The organism is Propionivibrio pelophilus DSM 12018, from assembly GCF_059569095.1.
This window is the reverse complement of sequence record NZ_JCANUT010000036.1, coordinates 14,074-40,141: the sequence shown is the minus strand read 5'-3', so window position 1 is coordinate 40,141 and position 26,068 is coordinate 14,074. Positions and strand designations below refer to the sequence as shown.

General features: G+C 64.6%; 18 protein-coding genes. 5 read left to right on the top strand and 13 right to left on the bottom strand.

Translation table 11 applies throughout. The annotated features are described in order from the left end of the window. Positions 1-350 precede the first annotated feature (350 nt). Complete coding sequence (locus BO74_RS14200) at positions 351-2,141, bottom strand: glutamine--tRNA ligase/YqeY domain fusion protein (RefSeq protein ID WP_496443035.1); 1,791 nt, start codon at positions 2,139-2,141, stop codon at positions 351-353. 202 nt (positions 2,142-2,343) lie between these two features. Here BO74_RS14200 and BO74_RS14195 point away from each other — a divergent pair, with 202 nt between their 5' ends. Beyond that, a complete protein-coding gene (locus BO74_RS14195; RefSeq protein ID WP_496443034.1) occupies positions 2,344-3,840 on the top strand; it encodes a sensor domain-containing diguanylate cyclase in 1,497 nt (498 codons plus the stop codon). Positions 3,841-3,882: 42 nt separating this feature from the next. On the opposite strand, the gene BO74_RS14190 is transcribed toward BO74_RS14195, so the two are convergent. The 8 genes from BO74_RS14190 to BO74_RS14155 all read right to left on the bottom strand — a co-directional run bounded on the left by BO74_RS14190 (position 3,883) and on the right by BO74_RS14155 (position 16,002). Next, positions 3,883-4,827 carry an alpha-E domain-containing protein gene (locus BO74_RS14190; RefSeq protein WP_496443033.1) on the bottom strand — a complete coding sequence of 315 codons (945 nt, stop codon included), beginning with the start codon at positions 4,825-4,827 and terminating at the stop codon, positions 3,883-3,885. A gap of 155 nt (positions 4,828-4,982) precedes the next feature. Then, positions 4,983-6,410 carry a circularly permuted type 2 ATP-grasp protein gene (locus tag BO74_RS14185; RefSeq protein ID WP_496443032.1) on the bottom strand — a complete coding sequence of 476 codons (1,428 nt, stop codon included), beginning with the start codon at positions 6,408-6,410 and terminating at the stop codon, positions 4,983-4,985. A gap of 175 nt (positions 6,411-6,585) precedes the next feature. Then, a complete protein-coding gene (locus BO74_RS14180; protein WP_496443031.1) occupies positions 6,586-7,455 on the bottom strand; it encodes a LysR family transcriptional regulator in 870 nt (289 codons plus the stop codon). 39 nt (positions 7,456-7,494) lie between these two features. Beyond that, a complete protein-coding gene (locus BO74_RS14175) occupies positions 7,495-8,418 on the bottom strand; it encodes a DMT family transporter (protein WP_496443030.1) in 924 nt (307 codons plus the stop codon). A 40-nt stretch (positions 8,419-8,458) separates the two neighbouring features. Next, a complete protein-coding gene (locus BO74_RS14170) occupies positions 8,459-9,388 on the bottom strand; it encodes a transglutaminase family protein (protein WP_496443029.1) in 930 nt (309 codons plus the stop codon). Position 9,389: 1 nt separating this feature from the next. Further along, the gene (locus BO74_RS14165) at positions 9,390-11,930 is read right to left on the bottom strand and encodes a circularly permuted type 2 ATP-grasp protein (protein ID WP_496443028.1); all 2,541 of its coding nucleotides are present in this window, start codon (positions 11,928-11,930) and stop codon (positions 9,390-9,392) included. Positions 11,931-11,956: 26 nt separating this feature from the next. Next, positions 11,957-15,283 (bottom strand): transglutaminase family protein, encoded by a 3,327-nt coding sequence (locus BO74_RS14160; RefSeq protein WP_496443027.1) that lies wholly within the window; start codon positions 15,281-15,283, stop codon positions 11,957-11,959. A 167-nt stretch (positions 15,284-15,450) separates the two neighbouring features. Continuing rightward, positions 15,451-16,002 carry a cob(I)yrinic acid a,c-diamide adenosyltransferase gene (locus BO74_RS14155; RefSeq protein WP_496443026.1) on the bottom strand — a complete coding sequence of 184 codons (552 nt, stop codon included), beginning with the start codon at positions 16,000-16,002 and terminating at the stop codon, positions 15,451-15,453. A 119-nt stretch (positions 16,003-16,121) separates the two neighbouring features. Here BO74_RS14155 and BO74_RS14150 point away from each other — a divergent pair, with 119 nt between their 5' ends. After that, the gene (locus BO74_RS14150; RefSeq protein WP_496443025.1) at positions 16,122-17,003 is read left to right on the top strand and encodes an HDOD domain-containing protein; all 882 of its coding nucleotides are present in this window, start codon (positions 16,122-16,124) and stop codon (positions 17,001-17,003) included. A gap of 11 nt (positions 17,004-17,014) precedes the next feature. Further along, positions 17,015-17,788: a PP2C family protein-serine/threonine phosphatase gene (locus BO74_RS14145; RefSeq protein WP_496443024.1), complete on the top strand. Its 774-nt coding sequence runs from the start codon at positions 17,015-17,017 to the stop codon at positions 17,786-17,788. Positions 17,789-17,851: 63 nt separating this feature from the next. On the opposite strand, the gene BO74_RS14140 is transcribed toward BO74_RS14145, so the two are convergent. The 4 genes from BO74_RS14140 to BO74_RS14125 all read right to left on the bottom strand — a co-directional run bounded on the left by BO74_RS14140 (position 17,852) and on the right by BO74_RS14125 (position 21,996). Next, entirely contained in the window at positions 17,852-19,291 is a 1,440-nt protein-coding gene (locus tag BO74_RS14140) for a DEAD/DEAH box helicase (RefSeq protein ID WP_496443023.1), read from the bottom strand. Between the two features lie 113 nt (positions 19,292-19,404). After that, on the bottom strand, positions 19,405-21,462 hold the full coding sequence (locus BO74_RS14135; protein WP_496443022.1) for a DUF1631 family protein: 2,058 nt from the start codon (positions 21,460-21,462) through the stop codon (positions 19,405-19,407). 35 nt (positions 21,463-21,497) lie between these two features. Continuing rightward, positions 21,498-21,839 carry a hypothetical protein gene (locus BO74_RS14130; protein ID WP_496443021.1) on the bottom strand — a complete coding sequence of 114 codons (342 nt, stop codon included), beginning with the start codon at positions 21,837-21,839 and terminating at the stop codon, positions 21,498-21,500. Beyond that, complete coding sequence (locus BO74_RS14125) at positions 21,787-21,996, bottom strand: hypothetical protein (RefSeq protein ID WP_496443020.1); 210 nt, start codon at positions 21,994-21,996, stop codon at positions 21,787-21,789. The genes BO74_RS14130 and BO74_RS14125 overlap by 53 nt, the downstream gene beginning before the upstream one ends. Here BO74_RS14125 and BO74_RS14120 point away from each other — a divergent pair. Beyond that, positions 21,995-23,275 (top strand): extracellular solute-binding protein, encoded by a 1,281-nt coding sequence (locus BO74_RS14120; RefSeq protein WP_496443019.1) that lies wholly within the window; start codon positions 21,995-21,997, stop codon positions 23,273-23,275. The two genes, BO74_RS14125 and BO74_RS14120, sit on opposite strands and share 2 nt — an antisense overlap. Positions 23,276-23,439: 164 nt before the next feature. Then, positions 23,440-26,058, top strand: coding sequence for an alanine--tRNA ligase (alaS, locus tag BO74_RS14115; RefSeq protein ID WP_496443018.1), 2,619 nt, complete (start codon positions 23,440-23,442; stop codon positions 26,056-26,058). Positions 26,059-26,068: the final 10 nt, after the last annotated feature.

The following is a 26,068-nucleotide window of genomic DNA, read 5'->3' as shown; positions in this document are numbered from 1 at the left end:
GAGCCGGAGCGAGAAGTCAGCAGAGGCCATAGTAGCTGCCAGTCTGGAGCGAAGGGCCGAAGGCATGGGAGGTGTAATCACCGAGTTATCAAGAGCGAGGGGTCTCAGATGTTCCTGTGCGAAGCTCGCCATAAACCCAGCGAGGATGAAGTCCTCAATGGCCTGGCAGCGAGACAATCAATCTTGCCGAACTCGAATTGGCGAAACCAGGCATGTGCAGGAGGGTTTGCCTGCGTATGACCTCAACCATGCCAACCGCCCGGTGCGGACCCGCATGCCGGGTGGTGTGGGAGGGGCGCAGTCTATAATGACTGCCCCCTATCCCAATGCGCCGTTGGTCTCTGGCGCGGCTATTTGGCGGCCTTCCCCCACGAATCCTTCAGCGTCACCGTGCGGTTGAACACCGGCGCGCCGTCCTTCGAGTCGACACGGTCAGCAACGAAGTAGCCGTGCCGTTCGAACTGGAAGCGTTCTTCCGGTTTGGCGGCCTTCAACGCCGGTTCCAGTTGCGCGGCGATGACCCTGACGCTGTCCGGATTGAGGTCGTCGAGGAAGTTGCGGTCTCCGGCGCCGGGCGCCGGGTTGGCGAACAGCCGGTCGTAGAGGCGGATTTCTGCCGGGCAGGCGTGCGCCGCGGAGACCCAGTGCAGGTTGCCCTTGACCTTGTAGTTGTCGGCGCCGGGTGTGCCGCTCTTGGAGTCAGGCAGGTACTCGCAATGCACGGCGACGATGTTGCCGCTTTCATCCTTGTCGCAGCCGGTGCATTTCACCACGAAGCCGTAGCGCAGCCGCGCCATGTTGCCGGGGTAGAGGCGGTGGTAACCCTTGCTCGGCACTTCCATGAAGTCCTCGCGCTCGATCCACAACTCGCGGGAGAAGGGCATCGCGCGCTTGCCGAGATCCGGCTTGAGCGGATGGTTCGGCGCGAAGCACTCTTCGCTCTGGCCTTCCGGGTAGTTGTCGATGATCAGCTTCAATGGGTCGAGCACGGCGACGCGGCGCTCGGCGGACTCGTTGAGCACCTCGCGCATGCAGTCTTCGAACAGCGAGTAGTCGATCAGCGAATCGGCCTTGGAGACGCCGATGCGCTCGGCGAAGAGGTGGAAGCCCTCCGGCGTATAGCCGCGGCGGCGGGCGCCGACGATCGTCGGCATGCGCGGATCGTCCCAGCCGGAGACGTGTTTTTCCTCGACGAGCTGGATCAGCTTGCGCTTGGAAAGAACCACGTAGGTCAGGTTCAGGCGCGAGAACTCGATCTGCTGCGGCACCGGGCGCTGCAGCAGGCCGCCCTCGGCCAGGTGGTCGAGCAGCCAGTCGTAGAACGGGCGCTGGTCCTCGAACTCCAGCGTGCAGATCGAGTGCGTGATGTTCTCCAGCGCGTCCTCGATCGGATGCGCGAAGGTGTACATCGGGTACACGCACCACTTGTCGCCGGTGTTGTGGTGCGTGGCGTGGCGGATGCGGTAGATCGCCGGGTCGCGCAGGTTGATGTTCGGCGAGGCCATGTCGATCTTGGCGCGCAGGATGTGTGCGCCGTCGGGAAACTCACCGGCCTGCATGCGGCGGAACAGCAGCATGTTTTCTTCCGGCGAGCGCTTGCGGTACGGCGAGTCCTTGCCCGGCTCGGTCAGCGTGCCGCGGTTCTGGCGCATTTCCTCGGCGCTCTGGCTGTCGATGTAGGCATGGCCGGCTTCGATCAGGTATTCGGCGCTGGCGACCATCCAGTCGAAGTAGTCGGAGGCGTAGTAGAGGTTGTCCTCCTTGTCGTCCTGCCACGAGAAGCCGAGCCAGTGCACCGCGTCGATGATCGAGTCGACGTATTCCTTTTCTTCCTTTTCCGGGTTGGTGTCATCGAAACGCAGATGACAGCGGCCGCCGTAGTCTCGCGCCAGGCCGAAGTTCAGGCAGATCGACTTGGCGTGGCCGAAGTGCAGGTAGCCGTTCGGTTCCGGCGGAAAGCGTGTGCGGATCTTTGCCGGATCGAGCGGGCCGGCCAGTTGCTGGGCGGCGAGGCCCGGCTTGCCCGACCAGCGGCGCTGGGCGTGCTTGCCGGCGGCGAGGTCGCTGTCGATGATGTTGCGGATGAAATTGGTCGCCGGCGCGGCGGCGGTTTCTTTGCTGTTTTTCGGGGCGGTGCTCACGACGGATCCTTGATTTCGGAAGTCAGCTATTTTAACCGGGGATGCGCGCAAGTTCAGCAGCACAAGCCAAACTCACGCCAACTCCGGCAGAACCGGAAAACACCTGATTTGCCGCGGCTTTTTTTCATGGCACCTGTGCTATCTTCACGTGATGTTTCCGTCATTTTTTCTCCGCCTGCATGCAGTGGCTTCCCTGTGCCTGATGGCAACGAATCAGCCGGCCGCCGCGTTGCCGGTGACAGATCCGGCGATGTGGACGGAAATCCATGAGCGCCTCGGCGAACCCGTGTTGCTGGCGTTCGCCCTGGCCGCTTTCGCCCTGCTCGTGGTCTATCGGAGTGCGCGGAGCGAAGGGACGCGGCGGCGGCAGATCCAGCTCGAAACCGATCTTGAGCGCGAACGCCTGAACAGCATCCTCAACCGGGCAGGGGTTGGCGTCCTGCTGGTCGAGGCGGACGGGCGCCTGTTCGACGTCAATCACCGCGCCTGCCAGATGTTCGGCTATCGGCGCCGGGAGGCTCGCACTCGCTTGACGGTGCATGACCTCGTTCTCCCGGAAGAGGGCGGGCAGGTCGCGGCGCATTTGCGGGAGGTGTTTTCCGCCGGCGGGGCGGCACAAGTCCAGGAGCGCCGCTTGCGGCGCAGGGACGGCCGTGTTTTCTGGGGCATCGTCAACACGTCGCTGGTCAACGATCGCGCCGGGCGGGGCAAGTGGTGCGTTGCCATGGTGACCGATATCGACGTCCAGAAACGTGCCGAGGAAGCGTTGCGCGAGAGCGAGGAGCGTCTGCGCTTCATTACCGAAAACGCCCATGACATCGTCTGGCAACTCGACAGCGACCACCGGTTTACCTATGTGAACGGTGCCGACGAGCGGCTGCGCGGATTCGCCCGGGGCGAGGTTCTCGGCCATCGCTTCACCGAATGGCTGACGCCCGTCGGCCAGACCGTGTTTGAACATGCGCTGGCGATGCCGATAGCCGATGTGCGCACTGGCGCGCCATGCGCCGCCATGCGTTTCGAGGTCGAGATGCGTTGCAAGAACGGCGGAACGTTCTGGGCCGAAATCAACGCGACGCCCCTTCATGACCCGGACGGTGGCATCGTCGGGTATATCGGGGTGACGCGGGATACGACCGAGCATCGCAAGACCCGGGAGATTCTGCGCGAGCAGTCGATTCGCGACCCGCTGACCAACCTGTTCAACCGGCGCTTTCTCGACGAATCGCTCGACCGCGAACTGGCGCGTGCCCGCCGCGACGGTGTGCCGCTGGCCGTGCTGATGATCGATATCGACCACTTCAAGCGACTCAACGACACTCATGGGCATCCGGCCGGCGACGAAGTCATTCGTCGTCTCGGCAACCTCCTTCGCTCCGGCGCGCGCGGCGGCGATCTGCCGTGCCGCTACGGCGGTGAGGAGTTTCTTCTCGTGTTGCCGAACATGGCGGCGGCAACCGCTGCCGAGCGTGCCGAGCAATGGCGGGCCGCCTTCGCCGGCGAGTGCGTGCGTGTCGGGGAGCGCGTCATCCAGTCGACCATCTCGATCGGCGTTGCCATCTTCCCGTGGCACGGCGACTGCCGCGAAACGCTGATTCGCGCCGCGGACGATGCGCTGTACGCGGCCAAGCGCGACGGGCGGAACCGGGTCGTCGTTGCCGCTGACCAGAGCGTGCCAGCCAGTGCAGTCGTTCCGTAGGGCAGCGGCCGGATGCTCTCCTGATGTCGCTTGAGCGGCGGCTCAGCCTTCGCTGGCCGGCACCAGGAAATCCCGCCCGATGCCGTCGCCGAGTTCGTAGATGCGGTCCATGAAGTCGGTGAGGAACAAATGCAGGCCTTGCTTGCGGATGTCTTCGATGCGTGCGTAGTGAATGTGAGCGTGCAGGATGCCTGCGAGGCGTTCGGTTTCTGCGGACTGGTCGTTCTTTATTGCTTCGAGGACGCGTACGAGGCCCTTGGTGCAGGCATGCAGCGAGCGCGGCATGTCGAGGCGAAGGATCAGTAGGTCGGCGACGCGTGTCGGGGTGATGGCGTCGCGATAGACCTTGCGGTAGACCTCGAAGGCGGACAGCGAGCGGAGCAGCGCACCCCACTGGTAGAAGTCGGTGGTGCCCTCGTCGCCATTGCTGTGCAGCACATGGTATTTGACGTCGAGGATGCGCGCGGTATTGTCGGCGCGCTCGATGAAGCCGCCGAGGCGGATGAAGTTCTGCGCCTCGTCCTGCAGCATGGTGCCGAAGGTCACGCCGCGGATCAGCGCCGCGCGCAGCTTGACCCACTCGAAGAACTGGCCGATGCCGCTGGCGTTGATCTGCTCGAACTTCTGCCCGCGCACTTCGAGCCAGGTCATGTTGCAGGCCTCCCACGTTTCCGATGTCAGCGTGCCGCGCACGGCGTGAGCATTTTCCCTGGCGGCGCGCAGGCAGCTGTAGATCGACGAGAGGTTGTTCGGGTCGGTGACCATGAAGCGCAGCACGTTTTCCGCGTTGACTTCGTCATAGGCTTCGGCAAAGCGGCTCTCCAGGCTGTTGAGGGCCAGGATGGCACCCCAGTTCTGGTTCTCCGCGGTGACGGACTGGGGCACCAGCGACATCTGCCAGGTGACGTCGAGCAGACGGGCGAGGTTCTCGGCGCGCTCGGTATAGCGCGACATCCAGTAAAGGTGATCGGCGGTACGGCTCAGCATGTTCTTCTCCCGTGCTGGTGGCCTGTCATGCGGCAAACAAAGGATGGCTGCGTCATTCCGGGCTTGATCCGGAGTCCTGTGGTTCGCCTCTGGATTCCGGCTTTCGCCGGAATGACGGAGGCTGTGAGGGTCATTGGATTCATCGTGGCAGGCCGCTAGTCTTCGAGTACCCAGGTGTCCTTGGTGCCGCCGCCCTGCGACGAGTTCACCACCAGCGAGCCTTCGCGCAGAGCAACGCGGGTCAGGCCGCCGGGGACCATGTCGATGGTCTTGCCGGAGAGCACGAAGGGGCGCAGGTCGAGGTGGCGCGGGGCCACTCCCGATTCGACGAAAGTCGGGCAGTTGGAGAGCGCCAGCGTCGGCTGGGCGATGTATTTTTCGGGCGCGGCGACGATGCGCTGGCGGAAGGCTTCGATCTGTTCCTTCGTCGACGCCGGGCCGACGAGCATGCCGTAGCCGCCGGCGCCGTGCACTTCCTTGACGACCAGCTCTGGCAGGTGGTCGAGCACGTACTTGAGATCGTCGGGCTTGCGCAGCATGTACGTCGGCACGTTGTTGAGCAGCGGTTCCTCGCCGAGGTAGAAACGGATCATCTCGGGAACGTACGGGTAGATCGACTTGTCGTCGGCGACGCCGGTGCCGATGGCGTTGGCCAGCGTCACGTTGCCGGCACGGTAGGCCGAGAGCAGTCCGGGCACGCCGAGCATCGAATCCTTGCGGAAGGCCAGCGGGTCGAGGAAGTCGTCGTCGAGGCGGCGGTAGATTACGTCGACGCGCTGCGGCCCCTGCGTGGTACGCATGAAGACCGTCTCGTCCTTGACGAACAGGTCACGGCCCTCGACGAGCTCCACACCCATTTGCTGGGCGAGGAAGGTGTGCTCGAAGTAGGCGCTGTTGTAGGCGCCGGGGGTGAGCAGCACCACCGTCGGGTTCTGCACACCTTGCGGGGCGACGGCGCGCAGGTTCTCCAGCAGCATGTCCGGGTAGTGCTGCACCGGTGCGATCTTCTGTTTCGAGAACAGTTCGGGGAAGAGCCGCATCATCATCTTGCGGTCCTCGATCATGTACGACACTCCGGACGGCACGCGCAGGTTGTCCTCCAGAACGTAGTATTCCCCGCTTTTGCCATCACTGTCGGCACGCACCAGATCGACCCCGGCGATGTGTGCATAGATGCCGGCTGGGACGTCGACTCCCTTCATCTCCGGGCGGAACTGCGCGTTGTTCAGCACCTGTTCGCGCGGGATATGCCCTGCGTCGAGGATGTGCTGGTCGTGGTAGATGTCGTGCAGGAAGGCGTTGAGCGCCTTGACGCGCTGCCGCAACCCCTGTTGCAGCGCTTTCCATTCCTGCGCGGGGATGATGCGCGGAATGATGTCGAACGGAATCAGCCGCTCCTTGCCGGCCTCTTCGCCATAGACGGCGAAGGTGATGCCGACGCGATGGAAGGCGATGTCGGCCTCGGCGCGCTTGCGCGCGATGCGCTCCGGCGGAGTTGCCGCCAGCCAGTCGGCGTAGCCGCGGTAATGCGGCCGCAAGGCGCCTGCCGGATCGTACATCTCGTTGAAGAAAGTGGTTTTCATGGTCGTTGCCGCAGCGAAATGGTTGATCACTTCGAGCAGAAAGCGTGCCAACGGAAAACCACGCGATAGTCAGGGTTTGGCGACCATCCCGGGCGTTCATGCACCAGTGTAGGGCGGCGGCGCACCAATCGCGACAAGAGGGTGGGGCCTTCCCGCTAAAAAAGCGGCGCCGGGCTTATTTCGGAATCGGTTTGCCGCTTTCCAGGTAGGCGAGGAAAGCGCGCACGGTCTGCAGTTCGAGCGAGGTGTTGGAACACAGCACCCAGGTCTTGCGGATCAACGGCGAACCGTCCGGCCAGAACAGCGGCTGCTTCACCAGCCCGTATTTCCGGGCCAGGCCGATGCCCGGCAGGATCGACCAGCCGAGGCCGTGCAGGACCATCTGCCGGGCCGTTTCCATGGTGGTGACTTCCATGGTGGTGTTCGGCGGCGTGTTGAAATTCTTGCGCCACCAGTCGTCGAGCAGGCGATGCAGCGCGGCGTCGGCGCCGTAGCGGATGTGCGGCAGTCGCGGCAGGTCGGCGAAGTCGATCGGCTCGCGCGAGGCGATGCACAACGGTTCTTCCGAGAGCAGGAAGCGCTCGCCGCTCCAGTCATGCTCTCCGCGCACGATGCCGAGGGTGATCTCCTGACGCTCCAGCATCTCGATGATCTTCGAGCTGAAGCCGGTCTTCAGCGCGATCTCGACCTCCGGGTAGAAGGTGAGAAACCCCTTGAGGATCTTCGGCAGGGTGTAGTGCGCGAACACACTGGAGGTGCCCATGCGCAATGAGCCCTGCACCTTGTCCACCATGTTCTTGATGCGTTCCTTGACCGAGCCGAACTTCTGCAGCATTTCGTCGGCGTAGGCCACCAGGCACGTGCCCTGAGGGGTGAATTCGACGCCGCTGGGAATGCGCAGGACAATCTGGGCGCCGAATTCTTCCTCGATGTTCTTCAGGCGGTAGGTCAGTGCCGGCTGGGTGATGTACAGGCGTGCGGCGGCCTTGGTGAGGTTCTTTTCCTCGGCGATCGTCTTGAGAATCCGCCAGTCCTTGTCGTCCACGTCCAGAGCCTTGATTGCGTTTCGGGGTTGGCCGCCATTCTATCGCTCAACCCGCACTGCCGGGTTTTTGCAACGCGCGTCGTCGCCGGCAAGTTCATGGATTTCCTTGCGGGGGCGGCGAATGGCGAGGGCGATTCCGGCGGCGCCAATGATTGTCATGCCGACGGTCGACGCGGTATCCGGCAACTGCCCGAAAACGGACCAGCCGAGCAGCGTCGCCCAGATCAGCTGGACGTACATCATCGGGGCGAGGGACGAGGCCGGGGCGGTGCGATAGGCGCCGATGATAAGGAAATGCCCGACACCGCCATAAAGGCCGAGCGACGCGATGAGCAGGCAGTGACCGAGCGGCGGCCACTCGCCGATCCAGTACGGCGGGACGATCAGCGACATGGCCAGCGTGCCGATCAGCGCAGTATAGAAAAGCTGGCGCATCGTCGACTCGGTTTCGGCCAGCTTGCGGGTGAGGATCTGGTACAGCGAATAGCACAGCGCCGCGGCCAGGGTATAGACCAGTCCGATGCCGAGCAGGGCTCCGCCGGGGCGGGCGATCAGGAGGACGCCGCAGAAGCCGGCGAACGTCGCCAGCCAGACCTTCAGCGCCACCTTCTCGCCGAGCAGCGGTCCGGCGAGCAGTGCCACGATGACCGGCGTGACGAAGAATACGGCGGTGGTCTCGGCCAGCGGCAGCGAGCGGAAGGCCGTCTGGATGAACAGGCTGGAGGCGACCAGCAGCAGCGCGCGGAAAAGCATCAGCCCGGGGCGGCGGGTGACCACCAGTTCGCGGCCCATTCCTGGCGCGACGGCGACCAGCATGATCGCCAGATGCACGGCAAAGCGTGCCCAGACGAGAAACTGCACGCTGTAGAACGCGGTCAGGTACTTGGCCGTGGTGTCGACCGACGAGAACAGGAACAGTCCCGACAGGAACAGCAGGACGCCCTTGAGGTTGCGATGGGGCACGGGGAAATGGCTTTTCAGCGCGGCGTATGATGACTGCGCATCATACGCCTGTCGCGACCGCCGTCAGTTCGTCGTAGGGGGTGACGGTGACCGCGACCTCCGGCGTGTGCTCGTCGCCGCCGAGGATGACGCCACGCAGCGGCGAGACGTCGCCGAAGTCGCGGCCCCAGGCCAGGGTGATGTGCTGCGTGTCAGGCAACAGGTTGTTGGTCGGGTCGAAGTCGACCCAGGCGCCGCCGTCGGCGTTCGGGCAGAAGACGGCGATCCAGGCGTGCGAGGCATCCGCGCCGATCATCCGGGGCTTGCCGGGCGGCGGTTTGGTCAGCAGGTAGCCGCTGACGTAGCGCGCCGCGAGTCCGAGCGAGCGCAGGCAGGAAAGCATCAGGTGGGCGAAATCCTGGCAGACCCCGCGCCTTTCCTGGAGAACCCGGAGGACCGGCGTGGCGACGGTGGTGGCCTTGGCGTCGAACTTGAATTCCCGGAAGATCTTTGCCATTAGCGCCTGGACTGCTTCCAGCAACGGTCGCCCCGGCGGGAAGCAGGGTGCCGCGTAGGCGGCGAATTCGCGCTTGACGCGCACGTAGGGCGATTCGAAGAGATAGGTGCTGGCTTCCAGATGGATCGGTCGCGCGCCGTAGGTCAGCGCCGCGCGCACGTCATCCCAGGCGGTGGTCTTGCCGAAGGGAAAATCCGGCAGGTGCGGCAGTACCTCGATCCGGCTCTCGGCACGCACCAGCAGGCTGCTGTGCGGCGTCTCGACGGCGAACTGGCGGATCGGATTGCCGAAGGCATCGATACGCGCCTCGTCGAGGCTCGGAGACGGGTCGATGTGCACCGCGTGTTCGAGGCAGGTCTGCCAGGCGCACGGGCGGGGGGTGAGGTGCAGCAACTGGCGCGAGATCGAGACGGGACTCTCGTAGCGGTAGGTCGTCTCGTGGGTGACGTGATAACGGACGGCGTCGGAACTCATCTCAGGCGGCCAGGGTTTGCCGGCCGACGTCGCCGACGTGGGTGAAGTAGCGCATCGCCAGGCGGTCGGAAAGCTGCGCGGCGGCTTCGGCGAGTTCTTCGAGCAGCCCGGCCAGTTCGAGGCAGCTGCCGCATTCCCGGCAGGCGGAAAAATCGCGGCTCTCGAAGCACTGCAAGTCGAACGCGCGGAGGCGGGCGAGTCCGGCGTGCAGGTTGCAGTTGTTGCCGGCGTTGCCCGGCAAACCGCCCAGTTCACGTTCCAGCCGCCCAAGGTAACGAACAAGGTTGAGTGCCTGGAAGATCACCGCGTGCGGGTTGGCCTCGTCGAAAACGATCAGGTCGATGGCTGGCAGCAACTCTGGCTGGGCCATGTAGCGCGAGCGGTAGGTGATGATGCTGTCGGCCAGTTCGAGCAGCCACTCGAGGCAACCTGCGGCGCGTGTCGACTTGAGCCGGAGGAACTGGCTGATGGCGCCGCACAGGAAGATCAGGCGTTCGAGCCGGCGGCCGATGATCAGGAAGCGCCAGCCGTCGTCGCGGGTCATGTCGTCCATGGCGAACCCGGCCAGAGCGGACGAGGCGAGCAGCATCTGGTCAAGAAAGGCCAGCGCCTCGCTGAGCGACGGGCGGCTTTTTGCGTAGGCCTGCAACTGATGTTGCAGGCGGTTCAGCGCATGCCAGTTGTCCTGCGAGAAACGTTCGCGCACCTGCGTGCCGACCCAGAGCAGGCGCCGAATGTTCCCGGCCAGACCGTCGCCCCACTCCTCTCCGCACAACGCATCCATCAGATGTGTTTCGATGTCGCGACGGGAGGGCGATTTTGCTTCGATTTCCGGAAGCAACTGTAGGGAGCGCCCCGTTTCGTAGGCCGAGCGCAGGGCGTTCGCGTCAAAATCGGTGCCGGTGTCGACCAGCCTGGACAGGCCGACGCGCAGCAGGCGCGCGGTGTCTTCGCAGCGCTCGGTGTAGCGGCCGAACCAGAACAGGTTCTCGACGACGCGGGAAGAGAGATTGCTGCCGCTGCGGACCAGGTCGGCCTTGCCGAGTTGCGGCTTGATCAGGCTGAAGGTGCTCACCGGCTCATTGCTGAGCACCCAGGTGTCCTTGCTTGATCCGCCGCGCTGCATGGCGATGAAACGGGCGTTGACCGCCGAGGTGACGCGCGTCAGTCCGCCCGGGAGAACCTGATAGCCCCGCGGCGTCGCTGCGACATAGACGCGCAGGGCGACGCCCCGTGGCAACAGGCGCCGCTCGTGCGGCGCGCTCCAGGAGGGCGACTGCGAGAAGCGGACCAGTTCCTGCGCGACGTAGGCTTGCGGACGGGCGCGCAGACGTTCGATGATCTCGGCGCGCTGGGCGCCCTTCAGGTCACCGCCAAAGATCGGGTCGAGCCGTTGCGACGGGAAGGCGCCCTTGATCACCAGCCGGTCGAGGTGCTTGATGACGAACTCCAGCGCCGCCGGTTCGCCGCACCACCAGGTGCCGACCGAGGGCATGCGCAGCGTCTCTCCGAGCAGCTTTTCACAGGCGCCGGGCAGAAAACCGGGCAGCGCCGCCGATTCGAGCAGCCCGCTGCCGAGCGCGTTGGCTACCAGGACGTTGCCGGTACGCACCGCCTGCAGCAGGCCGGGGATGCCCAGGGCCGAATCGCCGCGGAGTTCGAGTGGGTCGCAATAGTCGTCGTCGAGACGGCGCAGGATCGCGTGCACCCGCTTGAGTCCGGTCAGCGTCTTCAGGAAGACGCAGTTCTCGCGTACCGTCAGGTCCTGCCCCTCGACCAGCGGATAGCCGAGGTAGCGGGCGAGATAGGCATGTTCGAAATAGGTTTCGTTGTAAGGCCCCGGGGTGAGCAGGACGACCAGAGGGTTGGCACCGTTGGAACTGCCCGGCGCCCACTGTGCCAGATTTTCCTGCAGCGCGGCGAAGAAGGCCGCGAGGTGCTGGACGCCGAGGTCGCGGAATTTCTCGGGGAACAGCCGCGAAACGATCACCCGGTTTTCCAGAGCGTAACCGGCGCCGGACGGCGCCTGCGTGCGGTCGGCGATGACCCACCAGCGACCGTCGGGCGAACGGGCGAGGTCGGCAGCATAAAGGTGCAGCCAGATGTCGCCCGGCGGCCGGATGCCCTGGCAAGGCCAGAGGTGGCCGTTGTGTCCGTACACCAGTGCGGGGGGCAGGCTGCCATCCTTCAGCAGGGTCTGGTCGCCATAAAGATCGACAAGAAGGGCATTGAGCAGGCACGCCCGCTGGGTTGCCGCGGCGGCGATGGTTGCCCATTCCTCGGACGACAGGATCAGCGGCAGCGGGTCGAGTTCCCACGGCCGGTCGGCACCTTTCGGGTCGGCGTAGACGTTGTAGGTGACGCCGTTCTCCAGAATGCGCCGGCGCACGTAGTCGATCTGCTGGCGCATCTGGCCGGGGGTGGCACCGTCCAGATGGTCGAAGAACTCGCGCCACGCCGGCCGCAACTGGCCGTTTTCGGCGAGCATCTCGTCGAAACGGTCGGTCTTGCGCGGATAGTTCGCGAGCAGGGTGCGCGGCATGGTGACGCTGAAAGTTCGGTGATGGTTCAGAAGCGTCGCAAGTCTAGCGTGAACGGGAAGTTGGCATTCGGTGCCGCTGCCTCCACTACGACGCGTCCCGGCGTGTGTCCAAGCTCCGAGAAGCGGGCGAGGCGGCGGCCTTCGGCTTCGTAGGCGTTGATCGGGTAGCGTTCGAAGTTGCGGCCGCCGGGGTGCGCGACGTGGTACTGGCAGCCGCCGAGCGAGCGCTGCATCCAGGTGTCGACGAGGTCGAAGGTGAGCGGCGCGTGCACGCCGATCGTCGGGTGCAGGCAGGAGGGCGGTTGCCAGGCACGGTAGCGTACGCCGGCGATGAACTCGCCGATCTTGCCAGTGTTTTGCAGCGGAATGGCCTCGCCGTTGCAGGTCAGGACGTAGCGATCGCTGGCCATGCCGGTGGCCTTGACCTGCAGGCGTTCGACCGATGAATCGACGTAACGTACCGCGCCGCCGATGGCGCCTTCCTCGCCCAGGACGTGCCAGGGTTCGAGTGCGTGGCGCAGTTCGACCTCGATGCCCAAGGCAGCGAACGTGCCGTGCAGCGGGAAGCGGAATTCGAAGTGCGGCGCGAACCAGGCCGGATCGAAGGCGTAACCGGCGAGCTTGAGCTCGGTGATGATGTCGTTGAAATCCTGCTGCACGAAATGCGGCAGCATGAAGCGGTCGTGCAGTTCGGTGCCCCAGCGGACCAGACGGGCGGGCTGATACGGGGTGTTCCAGAAACGGGCGATCAGGGCGCGCAGCAGGAGTTGCTGGGCCAGCGACATGCGCGCGTGCGGCGGCATCTCGAAAGCGCGCATTTCCAGCAGGCCGAGCCGGCCGGTGGCGCTGTCGGGCGAGTAGAGCTTGTCGATGCAGAACTCGGCGCGGTGGGTGTTGCCGGTGGCGTCGATCAGCAGGTTGCGCAGGATGCGGTCGACCAGCCAGGGCGGCGCTTCGGCGCCGATCTCGGGCAACTGCTTGAAGGCGATCTCCAGTTCGTAGACCGAGTCGTTGCGCGCCTCGTCGATGCGCGGTGCCTGGCTGGTCGGGCCGATGAACAGGCCGGAAAACAGGTACGAGAGCGACGGGTGGTTGTGCCAGTACGAGATCAGGCTGCGCAGCAGATCCGGCCGGCGCAGGAAGGGTGAATCGAGCGGCGTCGCCGCGCCGAGGACGAAATGATTGCCGCCGCCGGTGCCGGTGTGGCGGCCGTCGAGCATGAATTTCTCGGTCGTCAGCCGCGACAGGCGGGCTGTTTCGTAGAGGTGCGTGGTGCGTTCGACGAGTTCGTCCCAGTCGCCACACGGCTGGATGTTGACCTCGATGACGCCGGGGTCCGGGGTGACGCTGAATTTGATGAGGCGCGGGTCGCGCGGCGGCTCGTAGCCCTCGAGGATGACCGGTGTCGACAGCTCCTCGGCGGTGGCTTCGACGGCGGCGGTGAGTTCGAGATAGTCGTCGAGGCTCTGCGTCGGCGGCATGAAAACGTAGAGGATGCCGTCGCGCGCTTGCGCCGAGAGGGCTGTGCGGGTGATCCAGCCGGCCGATTCCTTGCTCTGCGGCCAGCGCTCGAACGAGCTGCCGTTGCCGGTAAAGGTGGCGGGCAACGTTTCGTGCTCCGTGCCAGCGCTCCGATCGGCGAACTGGCGACGGAACTCGGCGGTGGAGCGGAGCGGCGGGACGGGTTGTGTCGGGTCGGGCGGGTTGAGGTACGGGTAGTCGCTCTGCGCCACCCAGGGTTGCGAGTCGAGCGGCAGGCGGTAGCCGAGCGGCGAGTCGCCGGGGATCAGGTAGCAGCGCTCGCTGCGCAGGAACCACGGGCCGGTCTGCCAGTGACCGTTGGTGAAGCTGCGCATGATCGGCAGTACGTGGCCGATGACCGCGTCCAGCCCCTGGGTGAAGACGCGCGCCAGGCGTTCGCGTTCGAGCGGGTCGTCGAGGCGGGAGTCGAACGGATCGACGTTGGTCGGCAGGCGCCGTTCGCGCCAGAGGTAATAGAAAGCGTCTTCATACGCCGGGAAGACGTAGTTGCTGTCGAGGTCCAGGCGTTTCGCCACGCTGTGCAGGAAACGTCCGGCCAGCGCCGCATCGGCGCCGTACGGCTTCGTTTCATCGGCGATCAACGCCGGGTTGTGCCAGATCGCTTCGCCGTCGCGTCGCCAGAAGCAATTGAGCGCCCAGCGCGGAAGCTGTTCGCCCGGGTACCACTTCCCCTGACCGAAGTGCGGAAGCCCTTGTGGAGCGTATTTTTCGCGCAGGCGGTGGAAGAGGTCGGCAGCGCGGGCGCGCTTGGTCGGACCCAGCGCCTCGGTGTTCCATTCGGCGCCGTCCGGGTCGTCGATCGAGATGAAGGTAGGCTCGCCGCCCATCGTCAGGCGTACGTCGCCGTCGGTGAGGTCGGCGTCGATGCGATGGCCGAGCGCCTCGATGTCGGCCCATTGTTCTTCGGTGTAAGGCTTGGTGACGCGCGGCGCTTCCCAGACGCGCTCGACCTTCATGGCGTGCGAGAACTCGCATTCGCACTCCTCGGTGAGGCCAGTGATCGGCGCTGCCGAGGAGGGTTCGGGCGAGCAGGCAATGGGGATGTGCCCCTCGCCGGCGAACAGCCCGGAGGTCGGGTCGAGGCCGATCCAGCCGGCGCCCGGCAGATAGACCTCGGTCCAGGCGTGCAGGTCGGTGAAGTCCTTGTCGGTGCCGGAAGGTCCGTCGAGCGACTTGACGTCCGGGGTGAGCTGGATCAGGTAGCCGGAGACGAAGCGGGCGGCGAGGCCCAGGTGGCGGAGCACCTGGACCAGCAGCCAGGCCGAGTCGCGGCACGAGCCGGTGGCCTTGATCAGCGTCTCGCCCGGCGTCTGCACGCCCGGTTCGAGGCGGATGACGTAGCCGATCGCCCGCTGTACGCGCTGGTTGAGGGCGACGAGGAAGTCGACGCTCGGCGTCGGTTCGCGCGGGATGCCGTCGACGAAGGCCTTGAACAGCGGCGTCGCCGGCAGTTTCTCGAGGAAGGGAAGCAGTTCGTGGCGCAGCCCCGGTTCGTAGGCGAAGGGAAATTTCTCCGCGCCGGGTTCAAGGAAGAAATCGAAGGGGTTGATCACCGACAACTCGGCGACGAGGTCGACCTCGACCTTGAACTCCCGTGTCTTTTCCGGAAAGACCAGGCGCGCGAGGTAGTTCGATTGCGGGTCCTGCTGCCAGTTGATGAAATGTTCGGACGGCGTGATCTTCAGCGAGTAGCTGAGGATCGGCGTGCGCGAATGCGGCGCCGGGCGCAGGCGGACGATCTGCGGCGAGAGGGCGACCGGCCGGTCATAGCAGTAGTGGGTAACGTGGTTGAGGGCAACATGGATCGACACGGCGGGCTCCGGTGCAGAACGAACAGCCTTTCTCTAGCAAGAGGCGCGCCATCACCTCGCAACGGCTGCGGCGCTGGATTAAGCATCCGGCGCCGCGCTCAGGCACAGGACGGGTGCGTCGGTGTCGGCGGACGCACCAAAGACAGGAGAAACGGAGACGCAGCGGGTCAGCGGTCCTTGGCCTGGACCCAGAGCACATCGCCCTGTCCGCTCGCCTGATTGAGCGTTCGGCCGAGAATGAACAGCAAGTCGGACAGGCGGTTGAGGTACTTGCGGGCGAATTCTGAGACCTGCTCGCTGTTGCCGAGGCTGACGATGCGCCGCTCGACCCGCCGGCAGACCGAGCGGGCGAGGTGCGCCAGCGAAGCCGGGCGGGTGCCGCCGGGCAGAATGAAATTCTTCAGCGCCGGCAGGTCGGCGTTGAATTGCGTGGCGAGTTCTTCGAGGCGTGCCACGTGTTCTTCATTGATGTACGACGAGCCGGGGATGCAGATTTCGCCGCCGAGGTCGAACAGGTCGTTCTGGATGCGCAGCAAAGCGGCACGAACGTTCTCCGGCAGCGGTTCGGCGAGCAGTACGCCAATGGCGGAGTTGAGCTCGTCGATCTCGCCGATGCAGTCGATGCGCAGGCAGTCCTTGCCGACGCGTGAGCCGTCGCCGAGGCCGGTGGTGCCGGCATCGCCGGTCCGGGTGACGATTTTGCTGAGACGGTTGCCCATGGCTGGTTTCCTAGGGAGAATGAGGATCTTGATGGAGGCCGATTATAGCCAAAGGTTCCGCGCTGATCAGCGTGGTGCGGGCCTGTTCGGCACGAAACTGAACAATACGTGGGGAGTGTATGTCATTCGATAAGGCATTGCTGGCCGGCTTGTCAGACAACGAGGAGAAGAGCGTCAAGCGGCTGCTCGAGCGCGGGGTCAATTTGCCGCCGCAGCCGCGGGTGCTGCAGGAGCTCTATGCCAAACTGATGGCCGGCGTTGCCGATGTGCGGGTTTATGCCCGGATTCTGGCGCAGGATCCGGGCCTCGTGGCGATGCTCTTCAAAGTGGTGCAGAGCGCCTCGTACCGGCGCTATCAGCCGTTCGAGTCGGTCGAGCACATTCTGCAGGCGATCGGGCTGCAGCAGACGGCCAATCTGGTGCGCGCCATCGCCCTGTCGTCGTCCGTGCCGGCCAAGCACAACCGCAAGGCCTTCGAAGCGTTCTGGGTTCGCTCGCGGGCGATTTCCGAGCTGGCGATGCTGATCGCCGAGGAGCGCGTGGCCGTGTGCAACATCTTTCCCGACCAGGCTTTTCTCGCCGGGGTGTTCGTCGAATGCGGCGTGCCGGTGCTGATGCAGCGTTTTTCCACCTACTGCAAGGACATGCGCCTGGAGGAGCCCGGGCGCTGGGCGGACCTGGCCGAGGAAGATCGCCGTTTCAACGCCGACCACTGCGTCATCGGCTATCTGATGGCCCGGCACTGGAAGCTGCCGGATTTCATCTGCGACTCGATTCGCTACCACCACGACCTCAAGCGCCTGGAAAACCACACCGCGCGGACGATGGTGGCCATCCTGCAATTGGCGATGCACCTCTACCACCTGAATCTCCACCTGGACAATCCGGAATGGGAGGCAGTCGAGGCCGAGGTGCTTGACGAGCTGGGCTTGCGCGAGGATACCCTGCCGGAACTGATCGACGTCGTTCTCGAGCAGCATCACGCTGTTTCCGGAAACTGAAATCGGTCGGCATGGCGCTCATGATCGACGCCTGCGTCGCCCAGCATCAGGGCGATCGCACGGAGCAACAGGACCGTGTCGCGCTTCTCCCGCATCCGAAAGGCGGCGGGGTGGCGCTCGCCGTCGTTGCCGACGGCATGGGGGGGCACACCGGGGGGGCGCTCGCTGCACAGCAGGTGGTGCACACGGCCGGTACCAACCTCGGGCTGTTTTCCGTGCGCAGCGAGCCGCCGAAAGGTCTTCTCGAATCGTGCCTGAACGAGGCACACGTGCTGATCAAGGCGTCGCGTTTCATCAACGAGAAAGATCCGCACAGCACGGCGGTCATGCTGCTGCTGCAGCCGGGCAAGGTCAGTTGGGCGCATTGCGGCGATAGTCGTCTCTATCACTTTCGCGGCGAGCGGCTGGTATTCCGGACGACTGACCATTCGTACGTCGAAACGCTGGTGGCCAAAGGGCGGATCACGCTGGAACAGGCCCTGGTACACCCGAATCGCAACATTCTGTTGACCTCGCTCGGCGGCAATGAACCGCCGCGGATCGATTACGGCGAGGCGGACGATGTTCAGGCGGGGGATGTTTTCGTGCTGTGTTCCGACGGCGTGTGGGGCTATTTTGGCGATGCTGAGCTGGGCAGCCTAGTCGCAGCGTATTCTGCCCGCGAGGCGTCCGACCGGCTGATCGACCGGGCGCGGACGCGCGCTCGGGGGGAAGGGGACAATGCGTCGCTGATCGTCATCAAGCTGCTGGAAGCGCCGGAAAAACCGGGAAAAACCCGGGCGTGAAAGTTCGCGATGCCGCCACGGGAAGAAATGTGGCGGCGTATAGCGTCCCGGGGTGAGTTCGTCCTACTTTTTGCCCAGGCCGCCAAGCAGCGCGGCGACGACGCGACGCGGCTTGTGCGGGTGTTCCAGATTCGTCATGGCCTTGGCCTTTTCGGCGTCGGCGGGCGCAGCGACCGGGTGCGGTTCGGCGCTCTCGTAGGGCTTGCTGAAATCGAAGCCGTCTGCCGCGATGTGGCTGGGCCGGCCGCGGCCGGACGAACGCTCGCGCGGCGGCCGTGCCGATGGCGCGACGGTCGCGGACGGGGCCGGCGGGCGGCGATGATGCTTCTTCTTGCCGCTCGGCGGGTACTCGTAGTCGTATTCCGGCTCGAAGCCCGGGACGACGACCTGCTCGATCTGCATCTTGATCAGCTTCTCGATGTCGACCAGGTATGGCACCTCGTCGGCGGAGACCAGCGAGATCGCCGTTCCCAGCTTGCCGGCACGGCCGGTGCGGCCGATGCGGTGCACGTAGTCTTCCGGCGTGTGCGGAATCTCGAAGTTGATCACGTGCGGTAGTTCGTCGATATCCAGGCCGCGTGCTGCGACGTCGGTGGCGACGAGTACCAGCGTCGTGCCGTCCTTGAAGGCTTCGAGTGCCTTCAGGCGGTCCTGCTGGCTCTTGTCGCCGTGGATCGAGTCGGCGGCGATGCCGGCGCGCTCGAGTTCGCGGGCCAGCCGGTTGGTCTCGATCTTGGTGCGGGTGAAGACGAGTACCTGGTTGAAGTCCGCCGATTTGAGCAGCTTCACGAGTAGCGCGCGCTTGGCTTCGGCGGCGACCGGGTGGACGCGGTGGGTGATGGTCTCGGATACCGTGTTGCGCCGGGCGACTTCGATGAGCATCGGTGCGCGCAGCATCTTGTCGGCGAGCTTCTTGATTTCGTCCGAGAACGTCGCCGAGAAGAGCAGGCTTTGCCGCTGCTCGGGCAGCAGATTGATGATGCGGGTGACATCGGGGATGAACCCCATGTCCAGCATGCGGTCGGCTTCGTCGAGGACCAAGGCCTGGACTTGGGCGAAGTTGAGGCATTTCTGCTCGACGAGGTCGAGCAGGCGGCCGGGGGTGGCGACCAGCACCTCGATGCCTCGGCGGATCTCTTCGATCTGCGGCTTGATGTCGACCCCGCCGTAGGCACACAGGCTGCGGATGGGGATGTGTTTGCTGTAGTCCTTGACCGATTCGAAGACCTGGATCGCCAGTTCGCGCGTCGGGGCCAGCATCAGGACACGCACCGGATGACGCGCCGGTGAGGGGCTGGGGCTGGCGAACGGCAGGATGCGCTGCAGCAGTGGCAGGGTGAAGGCGGCGGTCTTGCCGGTCCCGGTCTGGGCACCGCCCATCAGGTCCTTGCCGGAAAGAACGATCGGAATGGCTTGCGCCTGGATCGGGGTCGGAGTCGTGTAACCCTTGTCGGATATGGCTCGTAACAGCTCGGGCGCGAGGCCGAGTTCATCAAAACGCATTGATGGCGCCTGCAAATAAATTAGGAATCAAGGGGATAGAAGGGCGGGATTATACACCGTTCGACGCGGTGCCGGCTGTCGAGGCGCAATGGGCGAATTGCCGGGGCAGGGGGCTATCCGCCCCGGAGTTGTTGCAGTGCGCGTTGGGCGGCCGCGTCGAACAGGGCCGTGCCCGACAGCCGGCGTGCTTGTCCCGCGCTCAGTTGCGCGTCGATGGCTTCTTGCGACACGGCCAGCGCGTGCCGATTGCTCGGGGCGAACAGCAGCACGGTCCGTGTTTGCGGATCCTGCCAGCAACAGGTTCCGGCCAGTTGCTTTCCGTCGGGCAGGGTGTAGTTCAGCCAGTCGCCGGTCCTCGCGGTCATCGAGCCGGATTGCTGCGGTGCGGTGCTTGTGACCCGGGTGGCGTGGTAATGCACCTGGTGACGGTCGGCTTCAAGCAGGCAGGGCTGGGCCGGGGGCGCGGTGTTCGCTCTCCCGGTTGGCCGGGCGGTCAGCGGCGGAGGAGGCATTTCATCGGCGGCTCGTCCACGCAGGGCTGCCGTCTGCAGGGTGAAGCAGGCGTCGAGAAAGGCCTTCCGTTCTTCGTGCGGAAGCGCAATGTGGTCCAGCCAGAAGTTGATCTTCCTGAGCAGTGCCGGGATTCCGGTGGTCAGCTTTTGCCTGTCCTCGGGCGTCTGTTTCGGCTGGATGCTCCACAGCAGGTATTCGATGGTCGATTCGGCATCCTTCCAGGCGTTGCCATCGCTGCCACCTTCCGCGAAGGCGGTGGTCATTACGCGCAGCCAATGGCTGGACAGGAAATCGGAAAAGGCCGGGCTGGTAACTTTGGGGAGCGCTTTTGTCAGCCAGTCTTCTGCGCTGGATCGCGCCATCTCCTTGCGCTCGTGGCGCTGAATCAGCTCAACCAGCGGGCGGGTCGCCTTGTGTATGGCCTCGTCGCGCTTGCCGACGATGAGATCGAGTCGTGTGAGGAGCGGCGCCAGATCGCTCGCCTTTCCCTCCAGGTCGGCCCGGGCGATGTCCACGATCCGCGCAAGGTGGACGCAGACGGGATGGTCGCGTGGTGCATCGGTCGGCAAACCGAGAGACGCATCGGCGATACGGTTGATCAACCGTCGCGCGGGATGCTGTTCATTGGTGAAGAACTCGGCGTCAAGCATGGCTTGCCGGAGCAGCGGAATCTGCAGGCGACCGAGCAGCGACTTGACGAAATCGGGGAGGTCCGGCGAGGCGTAGATGGGCTCGAAGATGAGCGCCAGGGTGTCGAGCACGATGGCGGTCGGTTGTCCCGGGGCGAGGTCGAAATCCTTCGAGCGAAGCAGGTTCGGGAGCGAAGCGCCAGGCCCGGCCGCAGTTTCCTGCAACGTCTTTCCGGCGGTCTGCTGCAACTCGATGGCATTCATCCGCTCGATCAGGTGGTTGAGCATGACCATCGCAGAAGCGTCGAGAACGGCGTTTCCGCCGGTGCCGGCGTTCGTGCCTCCCAATGCTGCGCCGCCGACCGGAGGATGTTCTCCGCGCTGTTGTCGCATCGTCGATTGCAACATGGCCAGCGGGTTGGTCGGCAAGGCGCTGGCCGCGCTGCGCGCGGAAGGCTGGCGGATCAACTGGTTCTGTGCCGGGCGGACGCCTTTGCTTTCCAGCAGCTGGTTCAGTTCGGCGTAGACCCCGGGCAGGCGCAGCTTGAGTGTTTCCTCGAGGTTGTCGAGGCAACCGAATCGTTGCTCGAGGCTGCCGCCGCCCGCACGACAGATCGCCCACAGGGCGCGGCGGATCGGTTCCATGCCGAGCGGGTTCTGTTCGGTTGGCATCGTCGGGCGTTGCAGCAGACTCATGTAGCGCAGTTGCACGCGCCAGTGGTCGATGCGTTCGTCGTCGCGGAGGTGGCTGGCGATCTCGCCGATGCGGATGTCGATTTCGAGGTCGTCGTTGCCGACCAGGGAGATGCGCGATGCCGTCAGCCCGGCGGTCTGGTCGAACCCTTCCGGGGATGTTTCCGCAGCCAGTTCGTCGTGGGCTTCGGCGGCATCGCGGCTCATCGCGTCGAGAATCTGTGCCTGGGGGATGCCGCTTTGTTGCGCGATTTCTTCCAGCCGTCTGACGAACAGGTTGCGGCATTCTTCAAGGATAAAGAAGGGTTCGGCGGGGAGGGGACTGTCGAAATTCATTGGACGGATGCCGGGGCGTCTGCGCCGGGCGGCGCTCAGCTCTTTTCTGCCGCAGCTTTAGGCGCCGGCCGTTTTCTGGTCGTTGGCGGTTGCGGTGGCGGAAGTTGCGGCGCGATCGTCTCCAGCTTGTTCTCGCGCATGTAGGCGTCCATGTCGCGCCAGCCCTCGTAGATCGAGGCCTTGGGCAGCCAGGCGTAGATGGAATAGCAGTCTTCGATGGCCCGACCCGACTGGCGGCAGGCGCCGCCAACCGCCCGGCCTTCCGCGTCGGCACGCTCGGCCTTGGCGGCCGGATCCTCGATGCCCAGCTCCTGCTGGATGACGTCACACGCCGGCAGCGAAACCGTCAGGACGCCCAGAAGGAGAATTTTTCCCAAAAAAATCAGCAGCTTCTCTGGCAAGTTCGCACCGAGGAATGGTTGAAATAATCGGCATTTCTACCATAAATCGACTGAGTTGATCCATGTTGATGCCCGGCAGCGCTTCTAAGTCTATAATCCATCTCCAGTTTTTTTGTCCCTTGGGGGGATGCATGTCTTTCTTTTCCAGATGGCTCTTTCTGGTGGGCGGCGCCGTTGCGGTGCTGCCGGTTTTGGCTGCTCCGGCAAAGGCGGTGAAGCCCGTCGAGCCGGTGACGATCGCCTTGTCGCATCGTCTCGATGAGGTGCAGGCCGAGCGCCTGGAGCCGCTGGTCGACAAGTTCAACGCGCAGCACAAGGATGTGCAGGTGACGCTGGTGCGGCGGGCCGAGGGTGATGCGCCGCGCCAGATCAACCTGGTGACGCGCGACGAGTACGCGCGGTTCATGGAGAACAAGGCGAGTTTCAAACCGTTGCATCAGGTCATGCGCGAGGCCAAGGTGTCGCTGGATTCGTCCAAGCTGGCCCCCGAGTTGCGCGATAGCCTGGTCGACCGCAAGGGGCAGTTGTATGCCTTGCCGGTCGCTTTTTCGACTCCGGTGCTGTACATCAACAAGGATGCCTTCCGCAAAGCCGGTCTCGATCCCGAGTCACCGCCCAAAACCTGGGCCGATACACAGGATGCGGCCGGGAAACTGGTAGCGGCCGGCAGCGAGTGTGCCTACACCACGTCGTGGCCGGCGTGGATCCTGATCGACAACATCAGTGCCTGGAACGGTGCCGACGTCAATGACGCGAAGGGCGGGCTGGCGTTCAACGGCCTGCTGCAGATCAAGCACGTGGCGATGATGGCGACCTGGTACAAGAGCAACTACTTCAGCTATTTCGGTCGTCGCGACGAGGCCGATCGCCGCTTTGCCAACGGCGAGTGCGGCATGCTGACCAGCTCCTCGTCGCTCTATGCGTCGCTGTCCGACAAAACCTCGTTCGAAGTGGGCGTGTCGTCCTTGCCCTATCACGACGATGTGCGTGGAGCGCCGCAGAACACGCTGGCTGACGGCGCGTCGCTGTGGGTTGCCGGCGGCCTGAAGCCGGCAGAGACGAAGGGCGTGGCGAAGTTCATCAACTACGTCTACGGCCCCGAGGTGCAGATTGGCATGACGCTGGCGGGGGGCTTCCTGCCGATGACCAGCGTGGCGCGCACGTCGGCGGAAAGCCGGTTGAAGAAAGGTGATCTCGACGGCTTGCAGGTGGCGCTCGAGCAGTTGAAGGGCAAGGCGGCGGCGCCGGTGGTGCGGGTCTCGCAGGTCGAATCCGTGCGCCGGATCGTCGAAGAAGAACTGGAGTTCGTCTGGGCCAACCGCAAGCCGGCGAAGGAAGCGCTGGACAACGCCGTGCAGCGCGGCAACGCGGTATTGAAGACGGTCATTGCCCGGGTGAAAGCGGTCCGCTGATCGCCGCAGCTCCCGTAGAGAACAAGAAGCCCGCCTCGGCGGGTTTTTTGTTGCGCATTCCGCGGCTTAGCTGTGGCAGCCCGGCTGGCAATGGTCGGATGTGGCAGCGTTCGGTGCTAGAATCTCCGGCTCTTGAAAACCGCCCTTGACCGGGATCGACACCAATGAAAAGCGCCGAAATTCGCGAGACATTCCTCAAATTCTTCGAGTCGAAGGGGCACCAGATCGTGGCCTCGAGTTCGCTCGTGCCGCATGACGATCCGACCCTGCTGTTCACCAATGCCGGGATGAACCAGTTCAAGGACGTGTTCCTCGGCTTCGACAAGCGGCCCTACAACCGTGCCACCACCTCGCAGAAGTGCGTGCGCGCCGGCGGGAAGCACAACGACCTGGAGAACGTCGGCTACACGGCGCGTCACCACACCTTCTTCGAGATGCTCGGCAACTTCTCGTTCGGCGACTACTTCAAGCGTGACGCGATCCATTACGCCTGGGAACTGCTGACCGAAGTCTTCAAGCTGCCCAAGGACCGGCTGTGGACTACCGTCTACGCCGAGGACGACGAAGCCTACAATATCTGGACCAAGGAAATCGGCGTGCCGGCCGAGCGCTGCATCCGTATCGGCGACAACAAGGGTGCCCGCTACGCGTCAGACAATTTCTGGATGATGGGTGACACTGGCCCGTGCGGCCCGTGCTCGGAAATTTTCTACGATCATGGCGAACACATCCCCGGCGGCCCTCCGGGCTCTCCCGACGAGGATGGCGATCGCTACATCGAGATCTGGAACAACGTGTTCATGCAGTTCAACCGCGACGAGGCAGGCATCATGCATCCGCTGCCCAAGCCCTCGGTCGATACGGGGATGGGGCTCGAACGGATTGCCGCCGTGCTGCAGCACGTGCATAGCAACTATGAGATCGACCTCTTCCAGAACCTGATCAAGGCCGCCGCGCGTGAAACGTGCGACGCCGACATGAACAGCCCGTCGCTGCGCGTGCTGGCCGACCACATCCGTGCCTGCTCCTTCCTGATCGCCGACGGTGTTATCCCCGGCAACGAGGGGCGCGGCTACGTGTTGCGCCGCATCATCCGCCGCGCCATCCGCCACGGCTACAAGCTCGGCGCCCGCGCCGCGTTCTTCCATCGCATGGTGCCCGACCTCGTTGCCGAAATGGGCAGCGCCTATCCGGAACTGGTCAGCGGCGAGAAGCGCGTCACCGAAGTGCTGAAGCAGGAGGAGGACCGCTTCTTCGCGACCATCGAGCACGGCATGGCGATCCTCGAAGGCGAACTGACTGCAATGGATGGCAAGGGCGTGTTCAACGGCGAAACCGCTTTCAAGCTGCACGACACCTTCGGCTTCCCGCTCGACCTGACCGCGGATATCTGCCGCGAGCGTGGGGTGACGGTCGACTCGGCCGGCTTCGAGGCGGCGATGAATCGGCAGAAGGAACAGGCTCGTGCGGCAGGCAAGTTCAAGATGTCCGCCGCCCTCGAATACAGCGGTCCGGAGACAGCGTTCCACGGTTACGAGACACTGGAGACCCGGGGCACGGTGCTGGCCCTGTACAAGGAAGGGTCTCCTGTCAGCGAACTGGCCGAAGGCGAAACCGGGACGGTCGTTCTCGATGAAACGCCTTTCTATGCGGAATCCGGCGGTCAGGTCGGCGACCGCGGTGTGCTGCAATCGGCGCAGGGAATCTTTGCCGTCGAAGATACGCAAAAGATCCAGGCGGCCGTGTTCGGGCACCAGGGGGTGCTGAAAACCGGCAGCCTGAAAGTCGGTGACGAAGTGGCCGCCAAGGTCGACGTGGTGGCGCGCAAGCGCACCATGCGCAATCACTCGGCGACGCATCTGCTGCACAAGGCGTTGCGTGAGGTGCTCGGCGACCACGTACAGCAGAAAGGCTCGCAGGTCGATTCGGAGAAGACGCGTTTCGACTTCGTGCATAACCAGCCGTTGAGCGATGACGAGATTCACCGCATCGAGAATCTCGTCAATGCGGAGATCCTGGAGAATGCCGACTGCCAGCATCGCGTGATGCCGATCGCCGAGGCCCAGAAGCTCGGTGCGATGATGCTGTTCGGCGAGAAATACGGCGACGAGGTGCGCGTGATCGACATCGGCGCCTCGCGCGAACTCTGCGGCGGGACGCACGTCCACCGCACCGGCGACATCGGCCTGTTTACCATCGTCGCCGAAGGTGGTGTGGCGGCCGGCATTCGGCGTGTCGAGGCGATTACCGGCGACGTGGCGCTGGCCTACATGCAGGGCATGGAGACGGCGCTCGGGGGCGTCGCCGGCACGCTCAAGGTGCAGCCCGGCGACGTGCAGGCGCGGGTTTATTCGATCCTCGATCAGGTGCGTCAGCTCGAACGCGAACTGGCGTTGCTCAAGAGCAAGCAGGTCGCCGCGCAGGGCGACGCACTCGTCGGTCGGGCGGTTGACGTCAATGGGGTGAAGGTGTTGGCGGCCGCCCTGGACGATGCCGACGTCAACGCCTTGCGCTCGACCATGGACAAGCTGCGCGACAAGCTCAAGAGCGCCGCCGTGGTGCTGGCCTCGACCGGTGGCGGCAAGGTGACCCTGATTGCCGGGGTGACCGCGGACCTGACCGGCAAGATCAAGGCCGGCGAACTGGTCAACTTCGTCGCCCAGCAGGTTGGCGGCAAGGGCGGCGGTCGGCCGGACATGGCCCAGGCGGGCGGCACGCAACCCGAAAAATTGCCGCAGGCGCTGGAATCTGTGAGCGGCTGGGTGGGGCAGAAGCTGGCGTAACGCAAGTAAT